The sequence below is a fragment of the Arthrobacter sp. SPG23 genome (assembly GCF_000876655.1).
GTDB lineage: Bacteria > Actinomycetota > Actinomycetes > Actinomycetales > Micrococcaceae > Arthrobacter.
This window is the reverse complement of the sequence record NZ_JYCN01000015.1, coordinates 75768-93332: the sequence shown is the minus strand read 5'-3', so window position 1 is coordinate 93332 and position 17565 is coordinate 75768. Positions and strand designations below refer to the sequence as shown.

Annotated in this window: 18 protein-coding genes; 4 read left to right on the top strand and 14 right to left on the bottom strand. The window is 64.1% G+C overall.

Features of this window, described 5'->3' with window-relative positions; translation table 11 throughout:
• Positions 1 to 4 precede the first annotated feature (4 nt).
• Positions 5 to 1345 carry a type I glutamate--ammonia ligase gene (gene glnA / locus TV39_RS08165; protein ID WP_043480507.1) on the bottom strand — a complete coding sequence of 447 codons (1341 nt, stop codon included), beginning with the start codon at positions 1343 to 1345 and terminating at the stop codon, positions 5 to 7.
• A 268-nt stretch (positions 1346 to 1613) separates the two neighbouring features.
• Here glnA and panB point away from each other — a divergent pair, with 268 nt between their 5' ends.
• Entirely contained in the window at positions 1614 to 2519 is a 906-nt protein-coding gene (gene panB, locus TV39_RS08160; RefSeq protein WP_043480506.1) for a 3-methyl-2-oxobutanoate hydroxymethyltransferase, read from the top strand.
• Between the two features lie 72 nt (positions 2520 to 2591).
• On the opposite strand, the gene TV39_RS22015 is transcribed toward panB, so the two are convergent.
• Complete coding sequence (locus tag TV39_RS22015) at positions 2592 to 2756, bottom strand: SPOR domain-containing protein (RefSeq protein ID WP_144406352.1); 165 nt, start codon at positions 2754 to 2756, stop codon at positions 2592 to 2594.
• A 125-nt stretch (positions 2757 to 2881) separates the two neighbouring features.
• On the opposite strand from TV39_RS22015, the gene map reads away from it, so the two are divergent.
• Entirely contained in the window at positions 2882 to 3760 is an 879-nt protein-coding gene (gene map, locus TV39_RS08155) for a type I methionyl aminopeptidase (protein ID WP_043480504.1), read from the top strand.
• A 71-nt stretch (positions 3761 to 3831) separates the two neighbouring features.
• Positions 3832 to 4635 carry a polyphosphate--glucose phosphotransferase gene (gene ppgK, locus TV39_RS08150; protein ID WP_043480501.1) on the top strand — a complete coding sequence of 268 codons (804 nt, stop codon included), beginning with the start codon at positions 3832 to 3834 and terminating at the stop codon, positions 4633 to 4635.
• A gap of 318 nt (positions 4636 to 4953) precedes the next feature.
• On the opposite strand, the gene nrdR is transcribed toward ppgK, so the two are convergent.
• The 3 genes from nrdR to TV39_RS08135 form a co-directional block, all read right to left on the bottom strand.
• Positions 4954 to 5451 (bottom strand): transcriptional regulator NrdR, encoded by a 498-nt coding sequence (gene nrdR, locus TV39_RS08145; RefSeq protein WP_043480499.1) that lies wholly within the window; start codon positions 5449 to 5451, stop codon positions 4954 to 4956.
• Positions 5452 to 5586: 135 nt separating this feature from the next.
• Positions 5587 to 6954, bottom strand: coding sequence for a histidinol dehydrogenase (gene hisD, locus TV39_RS08140; protein ID WP_043480496.1), 1368 nt, complete (start codon positions 6952 to 6954; stop codon positions 5587 to 5589).
• A gap of 85 nt (positions 6955 to 7039) precedes the next feature.
• Entirely contained in the window at positions 7040 to 7612 is a 573-nt protein-coding gene (locus TV39_RS08135) for a hypothetical protein (RefSeq protein WP_043480493.1), read from the bottom strand.
• Positions 7613 to 7791: 179 nt separating this feature from the next.
• Here TV39_RS08135 and TV39_RS08130 point away from each other — a divergent pair, with 179 nt between their 5' ends.
• Positions 7792 to 8250 carry a flavin reductase family protein gene (locus TV39_RS08130; RefSeq protein ID WP_442853489.1) on the top strand — a complete coding sequence of 153 codons (459 nt, stop codon included), beginning with the start codon at positions 7792 to 7794 and terminating at the stop codon, positions 8248 to 8250.
• 4 nt (positions 8251 to 8254) lie between these two features.
• Here the strand turns inward: TV39_RS08130 and TV39_RS08125 are convergent, their stop codons facing one another.
• The 9 genes from TV39_RS08125 to TV39_RS08085 all read right to left on the bottom strand — a co-directional run bounded on the left by TV39_RS08125 (position 8255) and on the right by TV39_RS08085 (position 17542).
• Positions 8255 to 8965, bottom strand: coding sequence for an SDR family NAD(P)-dependent oxidoreductase (locus tag TV39_RS08125; protein WP_160292486.1), 711 nt, complete (start codon positions 8963 to 8965; stop codon positions 8255 to 8257).
• A gap of 15 nt (positions 8966 to 8980) precedes the next feature.
• Positions 8981 to 12538, bottom strand: coding sequence for a DNA polymerase III subunit alpha (gene dnaE / locus TV39_RS08120; RefSeq protein WP_043480484.1), 3558 nt, complete (start codon positions 12536 to 12538; stop codon positions 8981 to 8983).
• Positions 12539 to 12574: 36 nt separating this feature from the next.
• Positions 12575 to 13501, bottom strand: coding sequence for an RluA family pseudouridine synthase (locus TV39_RS08115; RefSeq protein ID WP_043480480.1), 927 nt, complete (start codon positions 13499 to 13501; stop codon positions 12575 to 12577).
• On the bottom strand, positions 13494 to 14060 hold the full coding sequence (lspA, locus tag TV39_RS08110; protein WP_043480477.1) for a signal peptidase II: 567 nt from the start codon (positions 14058 to 14060) through the stop codon (positions 13494 to 13496). Before lspA ends, TV39_RS08115 begins: the two co-directional genes overlap by 8 nt.
• A 133-nt stretch (positions 14061 to 14193) precedes the next feature.
• Positions 14194 to 14892: a DivIVA domain-containing protein gene (locus tag TV39_RS08105; RefSeq protein WP_043480474.1), complete on the bottom strand. Its 699-nt coding sequence runs from the start codon at positions 14890 to 14892 to the stop codon at positions 14194 to 14196.
• A gap of 173 nt (positions 14893 to 15065) precedes the next feature.
• Complete coding sequence (locus tag TV39_RS08100; protein ID WP_043480470.1) at positions 15066 to 15353, bottom strand: YggT family protein; 288 nt, start codon at positions 15351 to 15353, stop codon at positions 15066 to 15068.
• 117 nt (positions 15354 to 15470) lie between these two features.
• A complete protein-coding gene (locus TV39_RS08095) occupies positions 15471 to 16007 on the bottom strand; it encodes a cell division protein SepF (RefSeq protein WP_043480469.1) in 537 nt (178 codons plus the stop codon).
• An 88-nt stretch (positions 16008 to 16095) separates the two neighbouring features.
• The gene (locus TV39_RS08090) at positions 16096 to 16842 is read right to left on the bottom strand and encodes a YggS family pyridoxal phosphate-dependent enzyme (protein ID WP_043480467.1); all 747 of its coding nucleotides are present in this window, start codon (positions 16840 to 16842) and stop codon (positions 16096 to 16098) included.
• Entirely contained in the window at positions 16835 to 17542 is a 708-nt protein-coding gene (locus tag TV39_RS08085) for a polyphenol oxidase family protein (RefSeq protein WP_043480464.1), read from the bottom strand. The genes TV39_RS08090 and TV39_RS08085 overlap by 8 nt, the downstream gene beginning before the upstream one ends.
• Positions 17543 to 17565: the final 23 nt, after the last annotated feature.

The window sequence follows — 17565 nt, the reverse complement described above, 5'->3', positions numbered from 1 at the left end:
CCCCCTACAGGATGCCGAGATTACGCTGCAGCTCGTAGGGCGTCACCTGGAGACGGTAGTCCTGCCATTCGGCGCGCTTGTTGCGCAGGAAGTACTCGAAGACCTGTTCGCCAAGGATCTGCGGCATGAGCTCCGAGTCCTCCATGGTCCTGATCGCGTCGTGCAGGCTCGCCGGCAGCGGATCGTGACCCATGGCGCGGCGCTCGGCCGAGCTCAGCGACCAGATGTCGTCCTCGGCGGCGGCGGGAATCTCGTAGCCCTCTTCGATGCCCTTGAGCCCTGCGCCCAGCAGCACCGCATAAGCGAGGTAGGGGTTGGCTGCGGAATCGATGCCGCGGTATTCGATCCGGGCCGACTGGCCCTTGCCCGGCTTGTACAGCGGGACGCGCACCAGCGCTGAGCGGTTGTTGTGGCCCCAGCTCAGGTAGCTGGGCGCCTCGCCGCCGCCCCACAGCCGCTTGTACGAGTTCACGAACTGGTTGGTCACGGCCGTGAACTCGGGGGCGTGCTTGAGGATGCCCGCGATGAACTGTTTGGCCGTCTTGGACAGCTGGAACTCGGCACCGGCTTCATAGAAGGCATTGGTGTCGCCCTCGAAAAGCGAGAAGTGCGTGTGCATGCCGGACCCCGGGTGGGCGGTGAACGGCTTCGGCATAAAGGTGGCGTAGGTGCCCTGCTGCAGGGCCACTTCCTTGATGACGGTGCGGAAGGTCATGATGTTGTCCGCCGTCTGCAGCGCGTCCGCGTAGCGGAGGTCGATCTCGTTCTGCCCGGGACCGGCTTCGTGGTGGCTGAACTCGACGGAGATACCCACGGATTCGAGCATGGTGACCGCGGTGCGGCGGAAATCCTGTGCGACGCCGCCGGGGACGTGGTCGAAGTAGCCGCCCTCGTCGACAGGGACGGGCGAGCCGTCCGGGCCCGGCTCCTGCGACTTCAGCAGGTAGAACTCGATCTCGGGGTGGGTGTAGCAGGTGAAGCCCATGTCTGCGGCCTTGGCAAGGGTCCGCTTCAGGACGTTGCGGGGGTCCGCAGCGGAGGGCTCGCCGTCGGGCGTCAGAATGTCGCAGTACATGCGCGAGGTCTGTTCGGTTTCCCCGCGCCACGGCAGGATCTGGAACGTGGAAGGGTCCGGCTGCGCCAGCATGTCCGATTCGAACACGCGGGCCAGGCCTTCGATCGCAGAGCCGTCGAAGCCCAGGCCTTCTTCGAAGGCGCCCTCAACTTCGGCGGGGGCAAGCGCAACAGACTTGAGTGAACCCACGACATCCGTGAACCACAGACGCACGAACCGTACATCTCGCTCTTCGATCGTCCGCAGGACAAACTCTTGCTGGCGGTCCATTATGGCCTCTTCTCCGGATCAACATTTTGATGCCCCGGGTCCGTATTCCATAGAGCCGGCGGCAGCTCACGATTCACTTTACTAAGCATTCCCGCCGAATGTTGGAGCCGGACCTCCGCGTAACACAGCGTTAACACGCAGACCGGCACGCTGAACCGGGCTCCGGGGACGCTACCGGCCTTCGGGGGCGCCGCTTTGTGACGCGATTCACCGGAACGGGCGGACAGTCCGGTAGCTAGGACGCGCAGTACCGCACTACGCTCTAGCCATGGCCACAAGCAACAGTTCCGATTCCAGCATGTCCGCTGAAGTACCTGCTCCCTACGGCAACGGTCCCGCCGACGCGCCCGCAACGCCGTCGGACACCGCCAAAAAGCCCGTGGCACGAATCCGGACCCATCACCTGCAGCAGGCCAAGGACAAAGGTGAGCACTTTGCCATGCTGACGGCCTACGAACAGTACACGGCCGAGATCTTCGACGAAGCGGGCATCGAGGTGCTCCTGGTCGGGGACTCCGCGTCCAACAACGTGTTCGGTAACGAAACCAGCCTCCCGGTCACCGTGGACGAGCTCCTTCCGCTGTGCCGCGCCGTGGCGAGGTCAGCCAAACGTGCACTGGTGGTCGCCGACCTTCCATTCGGAAGCTACGAGGTCTCGGCCGAGCAGGCCGTGGCCACCGGAGTCCGCTTCCTGAAGGAAGGACTTGCCCATGCCGTGAAGATCGAAGGCGGCAAGTTCTACGCGGACACCGTCCGGGCCATGGTCCAGGCCGGCATTCCGGTGATGGCGCACATCGGCTTCACCCCGCAGAGCGAGCATTCACTGGGCGGCTACCGGGTCCAGGGCCGGGGCGATGACGCGCAGCGTCTGATCGATGATGCCGTGGCACTCGCCGACGCCGGCGCCTTCAGCGTCCTGATGGAGATGGTCCCGGCCGCCACCGCCGCAGCCGTTGATGCCGCCATTGCAGTTCCCACCGTGGGCATCGGCGCAGGCAACACCACCACCGGCCAGGTCCTGGTGTGGCAGGACATGGCGGGACTTCGCGGCGGCAAAATGGCCAAGTTCGTCAAACAATATGCTGACCTGCGCACGTCGCTGAGCAATGCGGCCAAGGCCTACGGAGACGATGTACGGACGGGCCAGTTCCCCGGCCCCGAGCACTCGTTCTAGCCGGACGCCGGGCCGCGCCCAGGCCGCGCCGCGTGGTTCGCTCCGCCTGGTTAGCTCCGCCTGGTTGGCGACTTAGTCTTCGTCGCCCTTTTCCCAAGACTCGTTGCGTGCCTTGACCTTCTCCAGCGCATGCTCGGCTTCGGCGCGCGTCTTGTACGGCCCGATCAGCTGCGTCCAGTCGGACATGGCGTCCTCTTCCACCTCATGGGTCTTGACGTTGTACCAGTACTCGGTCATCGCTGCTCCTCGCATCGTTCAGGCTCCGCGCCCGCTGAAAGTGATCCACGTAACGTAGGGCGTCATCGGGTTCCGATCCGGCTGTCCGTTACATGGGCTTCTGTGCCTGCTTATATGATCAATCTATGCCTTCTCTTGCCTCGACTGCACCCACCGGCACGCTGGTCCCGGGAACCGTCAGCCCGCAGCTGCCTGTCCCGGCGTCAATTCCCCGCCCCGAGTATGTGGGCAGGCCGGGTCCGGAGAAGTTCACCGGCTCGGAGGTGAAATCCGCGGAGACCATCGAGAAGATCAGGGTTGCCAGCCGGATCGCCGCCCAGGCCATCGTCGAGGTCGGCAAACACATCGAACCCGGCGTAACGACAGACCAGCTGGACAAGATCGGCCACGAGTTCCTGCTGGACCACCATGCCTATCCGTCCACGCTGGGCTACCGGGGCTTCCCCAAGTCGCTGTGCTCGTCGCTGAACGAAGTGATCTGCCACGGCATACCGGACAGCACGGTGGTCCAGGACGGCGACATCCTGAACATCGACATCACCGCGTTCATCGGGGGTGTCCACGGCGATACGAACTTCACGTTCCTGGTGGGAGATGTGGATGAAGAGTCCAGGCTCCTGGTGGAGCGCACCAAGGAATCCCTCAACCGTGCCATCAAGGCCGTGGCACCCGGACGTGAAATCAACGTCATCGGCCGCGCCATCCAGTCCTACGCCAAGCGTTTCGGCTACGGCGTAGTCCGGGATTTCACCGGCCACGGCGTTGGCGAGGCCTTCCATACCGGCCTGATCATTCCGCACTACGACGCCGCTCCCGCCTACAACACGGTCATGGAAACGGGCATGGTGTTCACCATTGAACCGATGCTGACCCTCGGTACGGTTGAGTGGGACATGTGGGCCGATGACTGGACCGTGGTGACGCGCGACCGCAAGCGCACCGCCCAGTTCGAGCACACCCTCCTCGTCACCGAATCCGGCGCAGAAATCCTTACCCTGCCCTGATGACCCTCCCGGCCCGCCGGAATTTTTGCCTGTAAACCCTTTGCCCGCCCACAGCCACGAACGGAATCACATTGGCCAAGAAGGACGACAAGTCAACCAAGAACGCCCCGCTGATCGGAATCGATATCGGCGGAACCGGAATCAAGGGCGGCATCGTCGACCTCAAAAAGGGCAAGCTCGTGGGCGACCGCTTCCGCGTTCCGACGCCGCAGCCCGCGACGCCTGAATCGGTCGCCGAAACGGTCGCCGCGGTGGTCGCTGAGCTCGACGCACGGCCGGACGCGCCGTCCCCCGACTCGCCGATCGGAGTGACGTTCCCCGGCATCATCCAGCACGGGGTGGTCCATTCCGCGGCCAACGTCGACAAGACCTGGCTCAATACGGATATTGACACCCTGCTGACCAAACGCCTCGGCAGGCCGGTGGAGGTCATCAACGACGCCGATGCCGCCGGCCTCGCCGAAGCCCGCTACGGCGCCGGTGCGGGTGTCTCCGGGACAGTCCTCGTGATTACCCTTGGAACGGGGATCGGCTCGGCCTTCATCTTCAACGGCAAGCTGGTCCCGAACGCCGAGCTCGGCCACCTTGAGATCGATGGCTTTGACGCCGAGAGCAAGGCTTCTGCCGTAGCCCGGGAACGCGACGGGCTGAGCTGGACAGAGTACAGCGTGCTCCTCCAGCGCTACTTCTCGCACGTCGAATTCCTCTTCTCCCCCGAGCTTTTCATCGTCGGCGGCGGCATCTCCAAGCGGGCCGACGAGTACCTTCCACACATGAAGCTGCGCACGAAGATCGTCCCGGCAGAGCTCAAGAACGACGCCGGCATTGTGGGCGCCGCCATCGAGGTTGCACTCACGCACAAACTGGCCAAGTAGGCGGGCTGCCGGTTCCATGACTGCCACCCCGGGGGACGTTGGCATAGTCACCGGGGCCAGCCGTGGAATCGGCGCCGCCATTGCCCACCGCGCCGCACGGGCCGGTTACGCCGTTCTGGTCAACTACTGATTTACGTCTGCCAGGAAGCCATAAGGCGGCTCGGCACGGGCGGGAGCGGTGGTGTGGCTGCTGTCGGGCGAAGCCGGCTACATTACCGGAGCCGTACTCCCGTCGCCGGCGGCCGCTGACCGCAACGGGAATCCGGGGGCTGGTGCCGGTGGTGGCGTCGGCTTCCCCTCCGCTGCCACCACCGGAGTCTAGAGCGGGCTCTTCTCGGACTTCTTGCCCTTTGCCGCCTTGGCTTCGACTTCCGCTTCATGGCGAAGGATGGAAATGGCGGTCTCAAAGTCTTCCAGCGATTCAAAGGCCTGGTAGACGCTGGCGAAGCGGAGATAGGCCACTTCGTCCAGTTTCTGGAGCGGGCTGAGGATGGCCAGGCCCACCTCGTGGGCATCGATTTCCGCAGCGCCGGAAGCGCGGATTGTTTCCTCGACCTCCTGCGCCAGCATCGCAAGGTCATCTTCGGTCACGGGCCGGCCCTGGCAGGCTTTCCGCACGCCGTTGATCACCTTGCTCCGGCTAAACGGCTCGCCGACGCCGGAGCGCTTGATCACCGTGAGGCTGGTGGTTTCGACGGTGGTGAAGCGCCGTCCGCATTCGGGACACTGTCGGCGGCGGCGGATGGCGGAGCCGTCGTCTGCCATCCGGCTGTCCACCACGCGGGAATCAGGGTTACGGCAAAACGGGCAGTACACGTCATTTCCTTCCCCTGGCCGAGCTTGAACCGGCCGAACTTCAGCTCGGCGGACTAGTACTTCTTGCACCCTAGTTTACGACTACATGTAGCTGAATAACAAGCCTGTAATTACTACATGTAGTGGTTAGCCGCCCTAGGCGAATCGCGCCGTCACGGCCTCGCCGTGGGCCGGGAGGTCCTCTGCTCCGGCGAGGCTGACGATGTAGCCGCTGACCTTTTCGAGGGCAGGCTTGCTGTAGTTGACCACCTGGATGGCACGCAGGAACGTGGTGACGTTGAGGCCGGAAGAGAAAGCTGCCGTGCCGCTGGTCGGCAGCACATGGTTGGACCCGGCGCAGTAGTCCCCCAGGCTGACGGGGCTGTAGTCCCCTACAAAGATCGCTCCCGCGTTGCGGATGCGGGCAGCAACAACCGGGGCATCCGCCGTCATGATCTCAAGGTGCTCCGCAGCGTAAGCGTCACAGGCTGCGATTCCCTGTTCCAGGTTATCCACCAGCACCACGCCGGACTGTGGGCCGGACAAGGCTTCCCGCACCCGCGCGGAGTGTTTGGTCAAGCCCGCCTGCACGGCAAGTTCCGCGCGGACGGCCTCCGCAAGGTCCTCTGAGTCGGTGATGAGGACCGAGGCTGCCTTGGGATCGTGTTCGGCCTGGCTTATGAGGTCAGCGGCCACCAGTGACGGGCGGGCGCTGCTGTCCGCAAGGATGGCGATTTCCGTGGTGCCGGCCTCGGAATCGATGCCGACCACACCCTTGACCAGCCGTTTGGCCGTGGCAACAAAGATGTTCCCGGGCCCGGTCACCACGTCCACCGGATCCAGGGCTGCCTCCGCGTTATCCGACGGAACACCGTAGGCAAAAGCCGCGATGGCCTGGGCGCCACCAATGGCGTACACCTCATCAATGCCCAGCAGCGCCGCTGCGGCCAGGATGGTGGGGTGCGGGAGTCCCCCGAAGTCTTTCTGGGGAGGCGAGGCCAGGGCAATGGAGGCAACGCCGGCAGCCAGCGCAGGCACGACGTTCATAATGACCGACGACGGGTAGACCGCCAGCCCGCCGGGAACATACAGCCCCACGCGGCCCACCGGCACCCAGTTCTGGCTTACGACGGCGCCCTCGCCCAGTTCGACGTCGACGTTTGCCGGCCGCTGGCTGTCAGCGAACTTGCGCGCGCGGCTGATCGATTCTTCCAGCGCGGCCCGCACTGCCGGGTCCAGCTCCTCCAGGGCTGCGCGCAGCGCTGCGCCGGACACGCGCGGGTGCTCCTGCTCGACGCCGTCGAACGTCTTTGCGAATTCACTCAGCGCCGCGAAGCCCCGCGAGCGGACCGCAGTGATGATGTCCGTGACCTTCTGTTCGGCGTCGGCCATGGCCTGGTGCCGGGCGCGGGGAACAGCCGATCGGAGTCCGGCCAGGGACAGGCGCTGACCGCGCAGGTCAATGGTGCGGTAGTCGATGGCCGGGGCGGTGGTCTGAGCAGGGCTGTCGGGAGAAATGGTCACCCGCCCATTTTACGTGCCTTGGGCGGCAGCTTCGTTCCCTGGTGGCTTTTGCCCCGGAAGGGCTGATTCGCCGGGCTGCAGACTCCTAGGTGTCCTGCGCCGGCGGTTTGCCCAGGAGGCTGAACAGGTTTGCCACGAAAACCGCGATCGCCGCCGCCGCCGGCCAGATGGCCAACACAGCGAAGGCGCGGAGCGAGAACGCGATACTGGCGTTCCGGGAAGTGTCTTCGTCCGGGCCCCACCATTGCCCCGCCAGGACCCCCGTCTGCCATGCGATAAGTCCGCCGAGTGCCCCGCCGGCTACGGCGAAGAGCACCGCAGCGGGCGCGGGGACCCCGGTTCGTTTTCCGTTAAGGAGGAACCCGGTCACGCAACCCGCCAACAGGAACAGGCCGGCCAGCACGAGGTCCCTGGGAAGCCAGCCTTCGGCATTCGTGCCGGTGGCCAGGGAGGGATCGCCGGACAAAAGGTTCAGGCCGCCGGGCGCCAGCAGCCACCACAGAAGTCCTACCGGGATCCCGGCAACGGCTATGAGGGCCGGCAGACGCCATGAAGGCCCGTCACCACGGTAAAGTTCACCATAGGCGGGCGGGTTGCCGTGATCCCCGGAATGCTTCGGATTCTGCGGAACCGGGCCGGTGCCTGATGGCTGTGTCATGAAACAAACATTAACAAACGTTCACGGCCGTTAAACAAGTGACGCGGCAGGTAACCAAGTCACGCACAGCACCGGGCGCCCCATACGCTGGCTAGCAAGACCCACCCAGGATTATTTCAGCAGGGAGTTAGATCACAGTGACCTCAGACGAGGCAGCCTTCGAAGGCACGTTCAAGGAGATGTTCCGACGGCATGCGGCCGGTGTGGCGATTATCACGGTGAACTACAACGGCACCCCGTACGGATTCACGGCCACCTCCGTGGCGTCCCTGTCGGCCCAGCCGCCGCGCTTTACCTTCAACATGGCCCGCAGCTCCAGCTCCTGGCCCGCCATAGCCAACACCACGCACATCGGTGTCCACATGCTTGGCCTGGACAACCAGGAACTCGCCGACCGCTTCGCGCGGACCAAGAACCGCTTTGAAGGCGACCACTGGGAACTCGGACCCCACGAAGTGCCCATCCTCAAGGACGTGGCGGGCTGGCTGATCGGCAAGATACAGATGCGCCTCTCCTTTGAGAACAACGCGGTTGTCGTTGTGGAGGTCGTGGAAGGACAGGTGGGCCAGGACGGCTCACCGCTGCTCTACCATTCGGGCGCCTACGGCCAGCCTGTTCCCCTCGACTACGAAATCTAGGGAGCTACCAGGGCAGGGACACGGACGAGCCCAGCTCGAAGAACCGCGGACCGGTGCCGCGGTGGTCGTTGAACTCGCGCAGGAGCTCCGTGGCCGCCACTGCGGGCTCCTTCGACGCTCCTGCGCGTCCCATTCCGGTCTTCAGCACCCCGGGGTGGACGGACCATGCGTCCATTTCCGCACCAAATTCCTCATGCAGGCTCAGCGTCAGCATGTTGAGCGCCGCCTTGCTCAGGCGGTAGCCATAGCTCGTCCCGAAGCCGGCGAATGCGCCCTTCGCCTGCAGTGCTGCCGAACCCAGCCTGGATGACACGTTGACCACGAGGGGCCTGCGGCCGCTTTGATCCGGCCGGAGCAGCCCGGCGAGGGATGCCTGGGTCACCCGCACGGCGCCTGCGACGTTGTTGTCCAGAAGCCGGGAGAGGGAAGCGGCGTCAACTGAGCCGAGCGCCTTGTGGCTGCTGCCCACCGCCGCATTGTTCACCACGACGTCGATGCTGGCTCCTGCAAGCACCTCTGCCACGTCTTCCGGGCACGAATGCGCAATGTCCCATTCCAGGAACCGCACGCCGCCGCCGGGCCCGGTGGTCGCCGCGGATCCCGGCCGGACGATGCCGTAGACCGTCCACTGTTCAGCTGCCAGGACGGCCGCCAGTGCGGCGCCGAACCCGCGCCCGGCACCGGAAATCACCGCCGTGCCCGGTGCCGGCTTCACGGAAGGTTCCGGCAACTAGCTGTCCAGGCAGGTCGGTCCGAGGAGCACTTTCAGGTCGCCAAAGAGGGACGGACTCGGGTTGACCCTCAGATGGACCGGAAGCGCCATCACTTCCACCCTGGTGTCCCCCTGCAGGTGCAGCCTGACTTCGGAGTTGCCCCGGTGCGTCCTGAGCACGTCTCCCAGCTCCGTCACCACGGCCTCGGTGGCTTTGTGAGTCTGCATGGTGATCACCAACGGCCCGTTCAGGCCCTCGCTGAGGTCCGGGACGGACAGCTCCATGCAGTTCAGGGCGACGGCGCCGTCGTCGCGCCGTTGCAGTCTTCCCTTGACCACCACGATCAGGTCTTCGGCGAGAACGGACGCAATGGGACCGTAGACCTGGCCGAAGAACATGACCTCCATGGAACCGCCCAGGTCCTCGATTTCCGCTCGGGCATAGGCGTTGCCGCTGGCCTTCGCGATCCTCCTGCTCAGCGAGGTGATCATGCCCGCAATGGTGATGATGGCGCCGTCGTGCGGGCCGTCCTCCGCGATGATCGAGGTGATGGACTGGTCCGCGTGCTGGCTCAGCAATCCCTCAAGGCCCTGCAGCGGATGGTCCGAGACATAGAGCCCCAGCATGTCGCGTTCGAAGGAGAGCTTGTCCTTCTTCTCCCACTCCGGCAGGTCGGGGATTTCGATGCTCAGCGACGCCTCGGATTCGGCTTCGTCGAAACCGGCGAAGAGGTCGAACTGCCCGATCGCCTCGTTGCGCTTGAGGGTGATGACGGAGTCAATGGCCTCTTCGTGGATCATGGCCAGTGCCCGGCGGTGGTGGTTCAGGGAGTCGAAGGCACCGGCCTTGATCAGGGATTCAATGGTGCGCTTGTTGCAGACCACCGCGGGCACCTTCATCAGGTAGTCCTTGAAGGACGTGTAGGCGCCTTCCTTTTCACGCGCCGCCACCATGGCTTCGACGGCATTCACGCCGACGTTGCGGATGGCGCCCATGCCGAAGCGGATGTCGTTGCCCACAGGGGTGAAGTTGAGGGCTGACTCGTTGACGTCGGGCGGCAGCACCGTGATGCCCATGCGCCGGCATTCGTTGAGGTAGATCGCCGATTTGTCCTTGTCATCGCCAACCGAGGTCAGCAGTGCGGCCATATACTCCGGCGCATAGTGCGCCTTCAGGTACGCGGTCCAGTAGGAAATCACACCATAGGCGGCCGAGTGCGCCTTGTTGAAGGCGTAGTCGGAGAACGGGAGCAGGATGTCCCAGAGTGTTTTCACGGCTTCCATGGAGTAACCGTTGTCCTGCATGCCCTGGGAGAAGCCGGCGAATTGCTTGTCGAGCTCTGATTTCTTCTTCTTGCCCATGGCGCGGCGCAGGATGTCTGCCTGGCCGAGGGAGTAGCCGGCGAGCTTCTGCGCCACGGCCATCACCTGCTCCTGGTACACGATCAGCCCGTAGGTGCCGCCGAGGATTTCGGAGAGCGGTTCCTCAAGCTCCGGGTGGATCGGAATGACTTCCTGGATCTTGTTCTTACGCAGCGCGTAGTCGGTGTGCGCGTTGGCGCCCATGGGACCCGGGCGGTAGAGCGCCAGCACCGCGGAGATATCTTCGAAGTTGTCAGGCTTCATCAGCCTGAGGAGGGAGCGCATGGGGCCGCCGTCAAGCTGGAACACGCCGAGGGTGTCGCCCCTGGCCAGCAGCTCGTAGGACGCGGTGTCGTCGAGGGCCAGGGTTTCGAGGTCGAGTTCGATGCCGCGGTTCATTTTGATGTTTTCCAGGGCATCCGAAATGATCGTGAGGTTTCGGAGGCCCAGGAAGTCCATCTTGATCAGGCCAAGGCCTTCGGACGTCGGATAGTCGAACTGGGTGATGACCTGGCCGTCCTGGAAGCGGCGCATGATCGGGATCACGTCGATGATCGGGTCCGAAGACATGATGACACCGGCGGCGTGCACGCCCCACTGCCGCTTCAGGCCTTCGATGCCCAGTGCTGTTTCGAAAACCTTTGCAGCTTCGGGGTCGGTGCTGATCAGTTGGCGGAAGTCGCCGGCCTCGCCGTAGCGCTTGGCTTCCTTGTTCTGGATGTCGGCCAGCGGGATGTCTTTGGCCATCACGGCCGGCGGCAGCGCCTTGGTCAGCGTCTCGCCCATGCTGAACGGGTAGCCCAGCACGCGCGAGGAGTCCTTCAGCGCCTGCTTGGTCTTGATGGTGCCGTAGGTGACGATCATGGCGACGCGCTCGTCACCGTACTTGCGAGTGACGTAGTCGATGACTTCGGAGCGGCGCCGGTCATCGAAGTCGACGTCGAAGTCAGGCATGGAAACGCGGTCCGGGTTGAGGAAGCGCTCGAAGATCAGGCCGTGGTGCAGCGGATCAAGGTCGGTGATGCGCATCGCGTACGCCACCATGGAGCCTGCACCCGAGCCACGTCCGGGACCCACCCGGATCCCGTTGTTCTTGGCCCAGTTGATGAAGTCGGCAACCACCAGGAAGTAGCCCGGGAAGCCCATGGAGGTGATGACTTCCAGCTCGTAGTCGGCCTGCTTGCGCACCTTGTCCGGGATGCCCTGGGGGTAGCGGTAGTGGAGTCCCTTGTCGACTTCCTTGACCAGCCAGGAGGTTTCATCCTCCCCTTCCGGGCAGGGGAAGCGGGGCATGTAGTTGGCGCCGGTGTTGAATGACACTTCGCAGCGCTCGGCGATCAGGAGCGTGTTGTCGCACGCCTCAGGGTGGTCGCGGAAAAGTTCACGCATTTCCTGCGGTGACTTCAGGTAATAGCCGCTGCCTGAGAAGGCGAAGCGCGAGCCGCCGTTGTCGTAGGTCGGTTCCAGGAGGGTGGAACCTGACTGGATGGCCAGCAGGGCCTCATGCGCCTTCGCGTCGTGCTCGTGCGTGTAGTGCAGGTCGTTAGTGGCCACCAGCGGCAGGTTCAGGTCCTTGGCCAGGCGCAGAAGATCGCCCGTGACGCGCCGCTCAATGTCCAGGCCGTGGTCCATCAGCTCGCAGAAGTAGTTCTCCGCACCAAAGATGTCGCGGAACTCCGCAGCAGCCTCCAGGGCTTCGCGGTACTGGCCGAGCCTCAGCCGGGTCTGGACCTCACCTGACGGGCAGCCGGTGGTGGCGATGAGCCCCTCCGAGTAGGTGTTCAGCAGCTCACGGTCCAGCCGGGGCCATTTGCCGAAGACCGAGTCCAACGACGCGATGGACGAGGCCCGGAACAGGTTCCGCATGCCCACGTTGTTGTAGCTCAGCAGGGTCATGTGGGTGTAGGAGCCACCGCCGGAGACGTCGTCCTTGCGCTGGCTTTCCTCGCCCCAGCGGACACGGCTCTTGTCGCCGCGGGCGGTCCCGGGAGTCACATAGGCTTCGACGCCGATGATCGGTTTGATGCCCTTGTCAGTCGCCTTGCGCCAGAAATCGAACGCACCAAAAAGATAGCCGTGGTCCGTCGTGGCGAGGGCAGGCATCCCCAGGCGTTCGGTTTCGTCGAACAACTCCCCCAGGCGGGCCGCCCCATCCAGCATGGAGTATTCGGTATGGGTGTGCAGGTGGACGAACGAGTCATTGCTGGAAGTCACCGGACCATTCTAGTGCCGGGCAGCGACAGTTCCGGCTCAGGCGTCCCCGGAAGCCAGAACTTCGAGTGCGTACGCGAGATCCTGCGGGTACTCGCTGGTGACCGTCACGCGTTCCCCGGTGCGGGGGCTGTCGAAGCCGAGCTGCCGGGCGTGGAGCCACTGCCGGGTCAGGCCGAGCGTCGCCGCGAGCCGCGGATCCGCCCCGTAGGTCAGGTCGCCCGCGCAGGGGTGGCGCAGGGCGGAAAAGTGGACACGGATCTGGTGGGTGCGGCCTGTTTCGAGGTGCACTTCAACCAGGGATGCCTTACCGAAGGCCTCGAGGACCTCGTAGTGGGTCACGGATTCGCGGCCGTCTTCGATGACAGCGAAGCGCCAGTCATGGCCCGGATGGCGGCCAATGGGCGCGTCGATCGTGCCCACGAGGGGATCCGGCAGCCCCTGGACCACTGCGTGGTACACCTTGTCCACCGTGCGCTCCTTGAAGGCGCGCTTGAGCGCCGTGTAGGCGCGTTCCGACTTGGCCACCACCATGACCCCGGACGTACCCACGTCGAGGCGGTGCACGATGCCCGCCCGTTCGGGGGCACCCGACGTCGAAATCCGGTAACCCAACCCCGCGAGTCCCCCCACGACGGTGGGTCCCACCCAGCCCGGGGACGGGTGCGCGGCCACGCCCACCGGCTTGTCGATAACCACGAAGTCTTCGTCGTCCAGCAGTACTTTCAGGCCTTCCACAACTTCCTCCACGACTTCCAACGGGTCCCGCCGTTCGGGAACAACGACCTCCAGCACGGCGCCGGAGGCCAGCTTCAGGGACTTGCCCACTGCCTTTCCACCGGAGCTGACATTGCCTTCGGCGATCAGGGTGGCCGCCTGGGAGCGGGAGATTCCCATGAGCCTGGCGAGGCCCGCGTCGACGCGGATGCCGGCGAGTTCTTCGGGAACGGTCAGTTTCTCAGGCATCCTTGCCCTCCGCGGTTTTCTGGAGCCGTGAACCGTCGAGGGAAATGCCCCGGAGCGTCAGCAGGCAGATGATCACGACGGCGGACACCACGGCGGAATCGGCAATGTTGAAAATCGCGAAGTTGGGCAGCTGGATAAAGTCCACCACGTGGCCCATGGCGAACGACGGTTCACGGAACAGCCTGTCCGTGAGGTTCCCCAGGGCGCCGCCAAGGAGCAGGCCGAGGGCCAGGGCCCACCACGCCGAGCCGAGTTTGCGCAGCTGCAACAGAATGGCAATCGAAACGCCGGCCATGATGATGGTGAAGACCCAGGTCACGTTCTCGCCAATGGAAAAGGCGGCTCCGGAGTTGCGGATGTAATACCAGTGCAGCAACGGGGGCAGCACCGGAATACGCTCCCCCTCCACCATGGTGCTTGTGACCCACAGCTTGGTCAGCTGGTCGAAGACATAGGCGAAGACAGCGAAGCCGGCGAAGAGCGACAGCAGGACCGACTTTCGCGGCCGGGCCTGGGTCGTTGCTGGCTGCGCTGCGGCAGGTGCTGTTTCGTCAGTCATAAAGCTTTCATTCAGGAGCCAGTCCCGGGACTGGAAGGAAGTTGCTGCTGCCCGCCATGGACCGCACCGTTGGCGGTTAATGGCAAAAGCCGGTGGCCGAGGAGTCCTCAGCCACCGGCTTTCAGAATACTTGCTAAACGGCGGGGCTGCCGTCGCCAACCTCGGGCGCAGCCACGGAACCGCGGGCGTCCAGGTCGCGGAGCTGGCCTTCGATGTAGGCCTTCAGGCGTGAACGGTAGTCGCGCTCGAAGCCGCGCAGCTGCTCCACCTTGCGTTCCAGGACGGACCGCTGCTGCTCCAGGGCACCCAGGATCTTGCGGGACTTCTCCTGCGCGTCGTTGACCAGGCTGCTGGCTTCGATCTGCGCCTCGGCGATGATCTTGTCCTTCTGCTGCTGGCCGTCGGCGACGTGCTTGTCGTGCATCTGCTGTGCCATGGCGAGGAGGCCGGCTGCGGACTCCGCCGTCGCGTTGGCCGCAACAGGAGCAGCAGGGGCGGGAACCGGAGCAAGTGCCGTTGCCGGCTCGGGAGCCTTCTTCTTGGCTTCAGCGGCCTTGGCCTCGGCTTCAGCCTTGGCCCGGGACTCGTCCTTTTCAGCCTTGACCGGGGCGGGGACCTTTTCCACCACCGGCGCCGCTGCTGCGGAGCTGGCGGGCGTGCCTGAGCCGCTCTCGGCAAGCTTCTTGCGAAGCTCGTCGTTCTCTTGGTTCAGGCGGCGCAGTTCGACGACGATTTCGTCCAGGAAGTCGTCAACTTCGTCCTGGTCGTAGCCTTCGCGGAACTTGGTCGGCTGAAAGCGCTTGTTGACAACGTCTTCTGGCGTCAAAGCCATCTGGTCACCTCGTTGGTCTAGTTAGTCAGTAGGCCTTCCGGCCGTCAAAACTACGGTACCTAAATATGGTCTGGTTCCTCTAATTCAACACTGAGGTGTCAAACCGGAGTTTCTACGCGATGCCGTGGATGGCGGTTTCCCGCCTGTCAGTGCGCCGCAAGCTGTAATGAAAATTACGCGAGATTCTTCACGATTGCCATAGCCACGCTGATAGCGATGAACAACAGCAAAAACCCGAGATCCAGCGAAATCCCGCCCAAGCGGAGGGGCGGAATAAGGCGCCTCAGCACCTTAAGGGGCGGATCTGTGACGGAGTAGACAGTGTGGGCCGCCACCAGCGCGGCGCCCCTCGGCCTCCACTCGCGCGCAAACATCTGCACCCAGTCGTAGACCAAACGGATGATCAAAGCCACAAATACGAATAGTAAAGCGATATAGACAAGTCCGAAAACAATTCCCATGAGTTAACTCATATCTCCATGTTCATTCCGGATACCGCAGTGTCCTGTTGCCGTTCTTATCTATTTCAGCACAGATGCCAGACAGGTCGCCTGCCTGGCATCCTTACTGGTCCGCTGCTAGCTCTGGTTGAAGAAGCTGGCCTGTGTCTCGCTGACCTTCTTGTCATCGCCGATGACCTCCACGTACGACGGCGAGAGAAGGAACACCTTGTTGGTAACCCGTTCGATGCTGCCGCGGAGACCAAACACCAGCCCGGCCGAAAAATCGACCAGGCGCTTGGCGTCGGCTTCGCCCATGTCCGTGACGTTCATAATGACGGGGATGCCATCACGGAAGCTTTCACCGATCAGTTTGGCGTCGTTGTAGGACCGCGGGTGGATCGTGGTGATCTGGCGGAGTCCGGTGGTCTCTTCGCGGCTCGAAGCCGCGCGCTTGATAGGTGTCACAGGTGCGCGATATTCCTCTTCGGCGGCGTGTGGAGTCGGCGTTTCACGGGCGACCTCGCGAACGGGCGCCGGTGCCCGGCGTTCCTCGCGGTCATGCTCCATTGAATCGTCCTCGTCCTTTTGCGGTGTGTGGTGCTCAGACTCGTAGTGTTCATCGCCATCGGCGAGCCCAAGATAGATCATTGTCTTGCGCAGAGCGCCAGCCATGGTCGACTCCTAATCGTGTCCGTAAGCGGGCCGCTGAGTTGACTTGACAGCATTGGAATCCCCGCCATTCTCTTCCAATGCTTTGACGCTACCCCAACGCAGGACGCGAACCCAATATATCCGACCCTATTCGCAGGTGTGTCGCACCCGCCCTGATGGCGGATTCAAGATCCTGGCTCATGCCGGCCGAAATCCCCGACGCCGAAGGGTGGTCCTTGACCAGCTGCGCTGATATCTCCGCCAGTTTGGCGAAGGCCGCGTCAGGATCCGAACCGAGGGGAGCCACAGCCATGACGCCGGCAAGTACAAGCCCGGGTGATCCCGCCAACTGGTCCGCCAGCGCGGGAACCTCGAGCCTGCTTGCGCCGCCCCGGGGGCTTCCGGCGTCCTCGTCCAGGCTCACTTGGATAAAGCACTCAAGCGGGGCCCTGCCGGTCCGCTCCTGCTCCGCGGCAATGGACTTGGCCAATGCTGCTGCCAGTTGCGGCCGGTCCACGGAGTGTATGGCGTGGGCATACCGGACGACGGACTTGGCCTTGTTGCTCTGCAGCTGACCGACGAAGTGCCACCGGAGTCCCAGATCGCTGAGCCCGGCGGCCTTCTCCGACGCCTCCTGGTCCCGGTTCTCCCCCACATCCGTTACACCCAGCGCTGCCAGCCTGCGCACGTCGTCGGCGGGGTGGAACTTGGTGACAACTATGAGCTCCGGCGGGTTGTCCGGGCGGCCTGCAGCTTCCGTGGCGGCCGCGATCCTGCGCCGGACCGCGGCAAGGCGCTCCTTGATGTCGATCAGGCGGGGGTCGTCCGGGGCCGTCACGTCAAGGGTCTCACTCACTGATCCACACCAACCCGGCGAACCGGCCCGTGGCCGGGTCGCCGCGGTAGGAGAACAAATCTTCATTTTCAAGGGTGCAGGGTCCGGAATACTCCACGGTGACGCAATGTGCTTCAAGCTGGCTGCGCGCTCCGGCAGGAAGGTCCAGGCCGGGGGTGCCCCAGGACGTTGTTGACCAGGTCGCAGGTACGGCTTCCGCAACCTCGGCCCGCATGCTTTCGGGCACTTCGTAGCAGGATCCGCAGATCGAAGGACCGATCCAGGCCCGGATGTCCTCAGCCCCCGCGGCGCGCATGCGCGCCAGGGTTTCGGGGATGACGCCGCTGGCGACTCCCGGGCGTCCTGCGTGGGCAACAGCCAGGATCGGATTTCCTCCTGCTGCCGTTCCGGCGAGGACCACCGGGACGCAGTCCGCCACCATCACGGCTAGCGGCCGCCCTGAGGACACCATCCCGTCGGCAGTGGGGCCGCCGGGTTCCGGGCCGTCCGCCGCATCGCCGATATAGGCCACGGCATTGCCGTGAACCTGGTTCATGTACTGGAAGGCGCCTGCCGGCAGCCCCACTTCAGCCTCAAGGGATTCGCGCCGGCGATGAACGTCGGCGGGGTCGTCTCCCACATAGAGGGCGAGGTTGCCGGCCCTGGCGTCAGTAAATGCAACCCAGACGCCGGGCCGGACTTCGGTTCGCCACCAAAACAATCAAAACACCGCTAACTGACTAG

Bases quoted from the DNA above. Each gene is read 5' to 3' on its own strand.
- glnA (WP_043480507.1), bottom strand. From the start codon at position 1,345: ATGGACCGCCAGCAAGAGTTTGTCCTGCGGACGATCGAAGAGCGAGAT.
- panB (WP_043480506.1), top strand. From the start codon at position 1,614: ATGGCCACAAGCAACAGTTCCGATTCCAGCATGTCCGCTGAAGTACCT.
- TV39_RS22015 (WP_144406352.1), bottom strand. From the start codon at position 2,756: ATGACCGAGTACTGGTACAACGTCAAGACCCATGAGGTGGAAGAGGAC.
- map (WP_043480504.1), top strand. From the start codon at position 2,882: ATGCCTTCTCTTGCCTCGACTGCACCCACCGGCACGCTGGTCCCGGGA.
- TV39_RS08135 (WP_043480493.1), bottom strand. From the start codon at position 7,612: ATGACACAGCCATCAGGCACCGGCCCGGTTCCGCAGAATCCGAAGCAT.
- TV39_RS08130 (WP_442853489.1), top strand. From the start codon at position 7,792: ATGTTCCGACGGCATGCGGCCGGTGTGGCGATTATCACGGTGAACTAC.
- TV39_RS08115 (WP_043480480.1), bottom strand. From the start codon at position 13,501: ATGCCTGAGAAACTGACCGTTCCCGAAGAACTCGCCGGCATCCGCGTC.
- lspA (WP_043480477.1), bottom strand. From the start codon at position 14,060: ATGACTGACGAAACAGCACCTGCCGCAGCGCAGCCAGCAACGACCCAG.
- TV39_RS08105 (WP_043480474.1), bottom strand. From the start codon at position 14,892: ATGGCTTTGACGCCAGAAGACGTTGTCAACAAGCGCTTTCAGCCGACC.
- TV39_RS08100 (WP_043480470.1), bottom strand. From the start codon at position 15,353: ATGGGAATTGTTTTCGGACTTGTCTATATCGCTTTACTATTCGTATTT.
- TV39_RS08095 (WP_043480469.1), bottom strand. From the start codon at position 16,007: ATGGCTGGCGCTCTGCGCAAGACAATGATCTATCTTGGGCTCGCCGAT.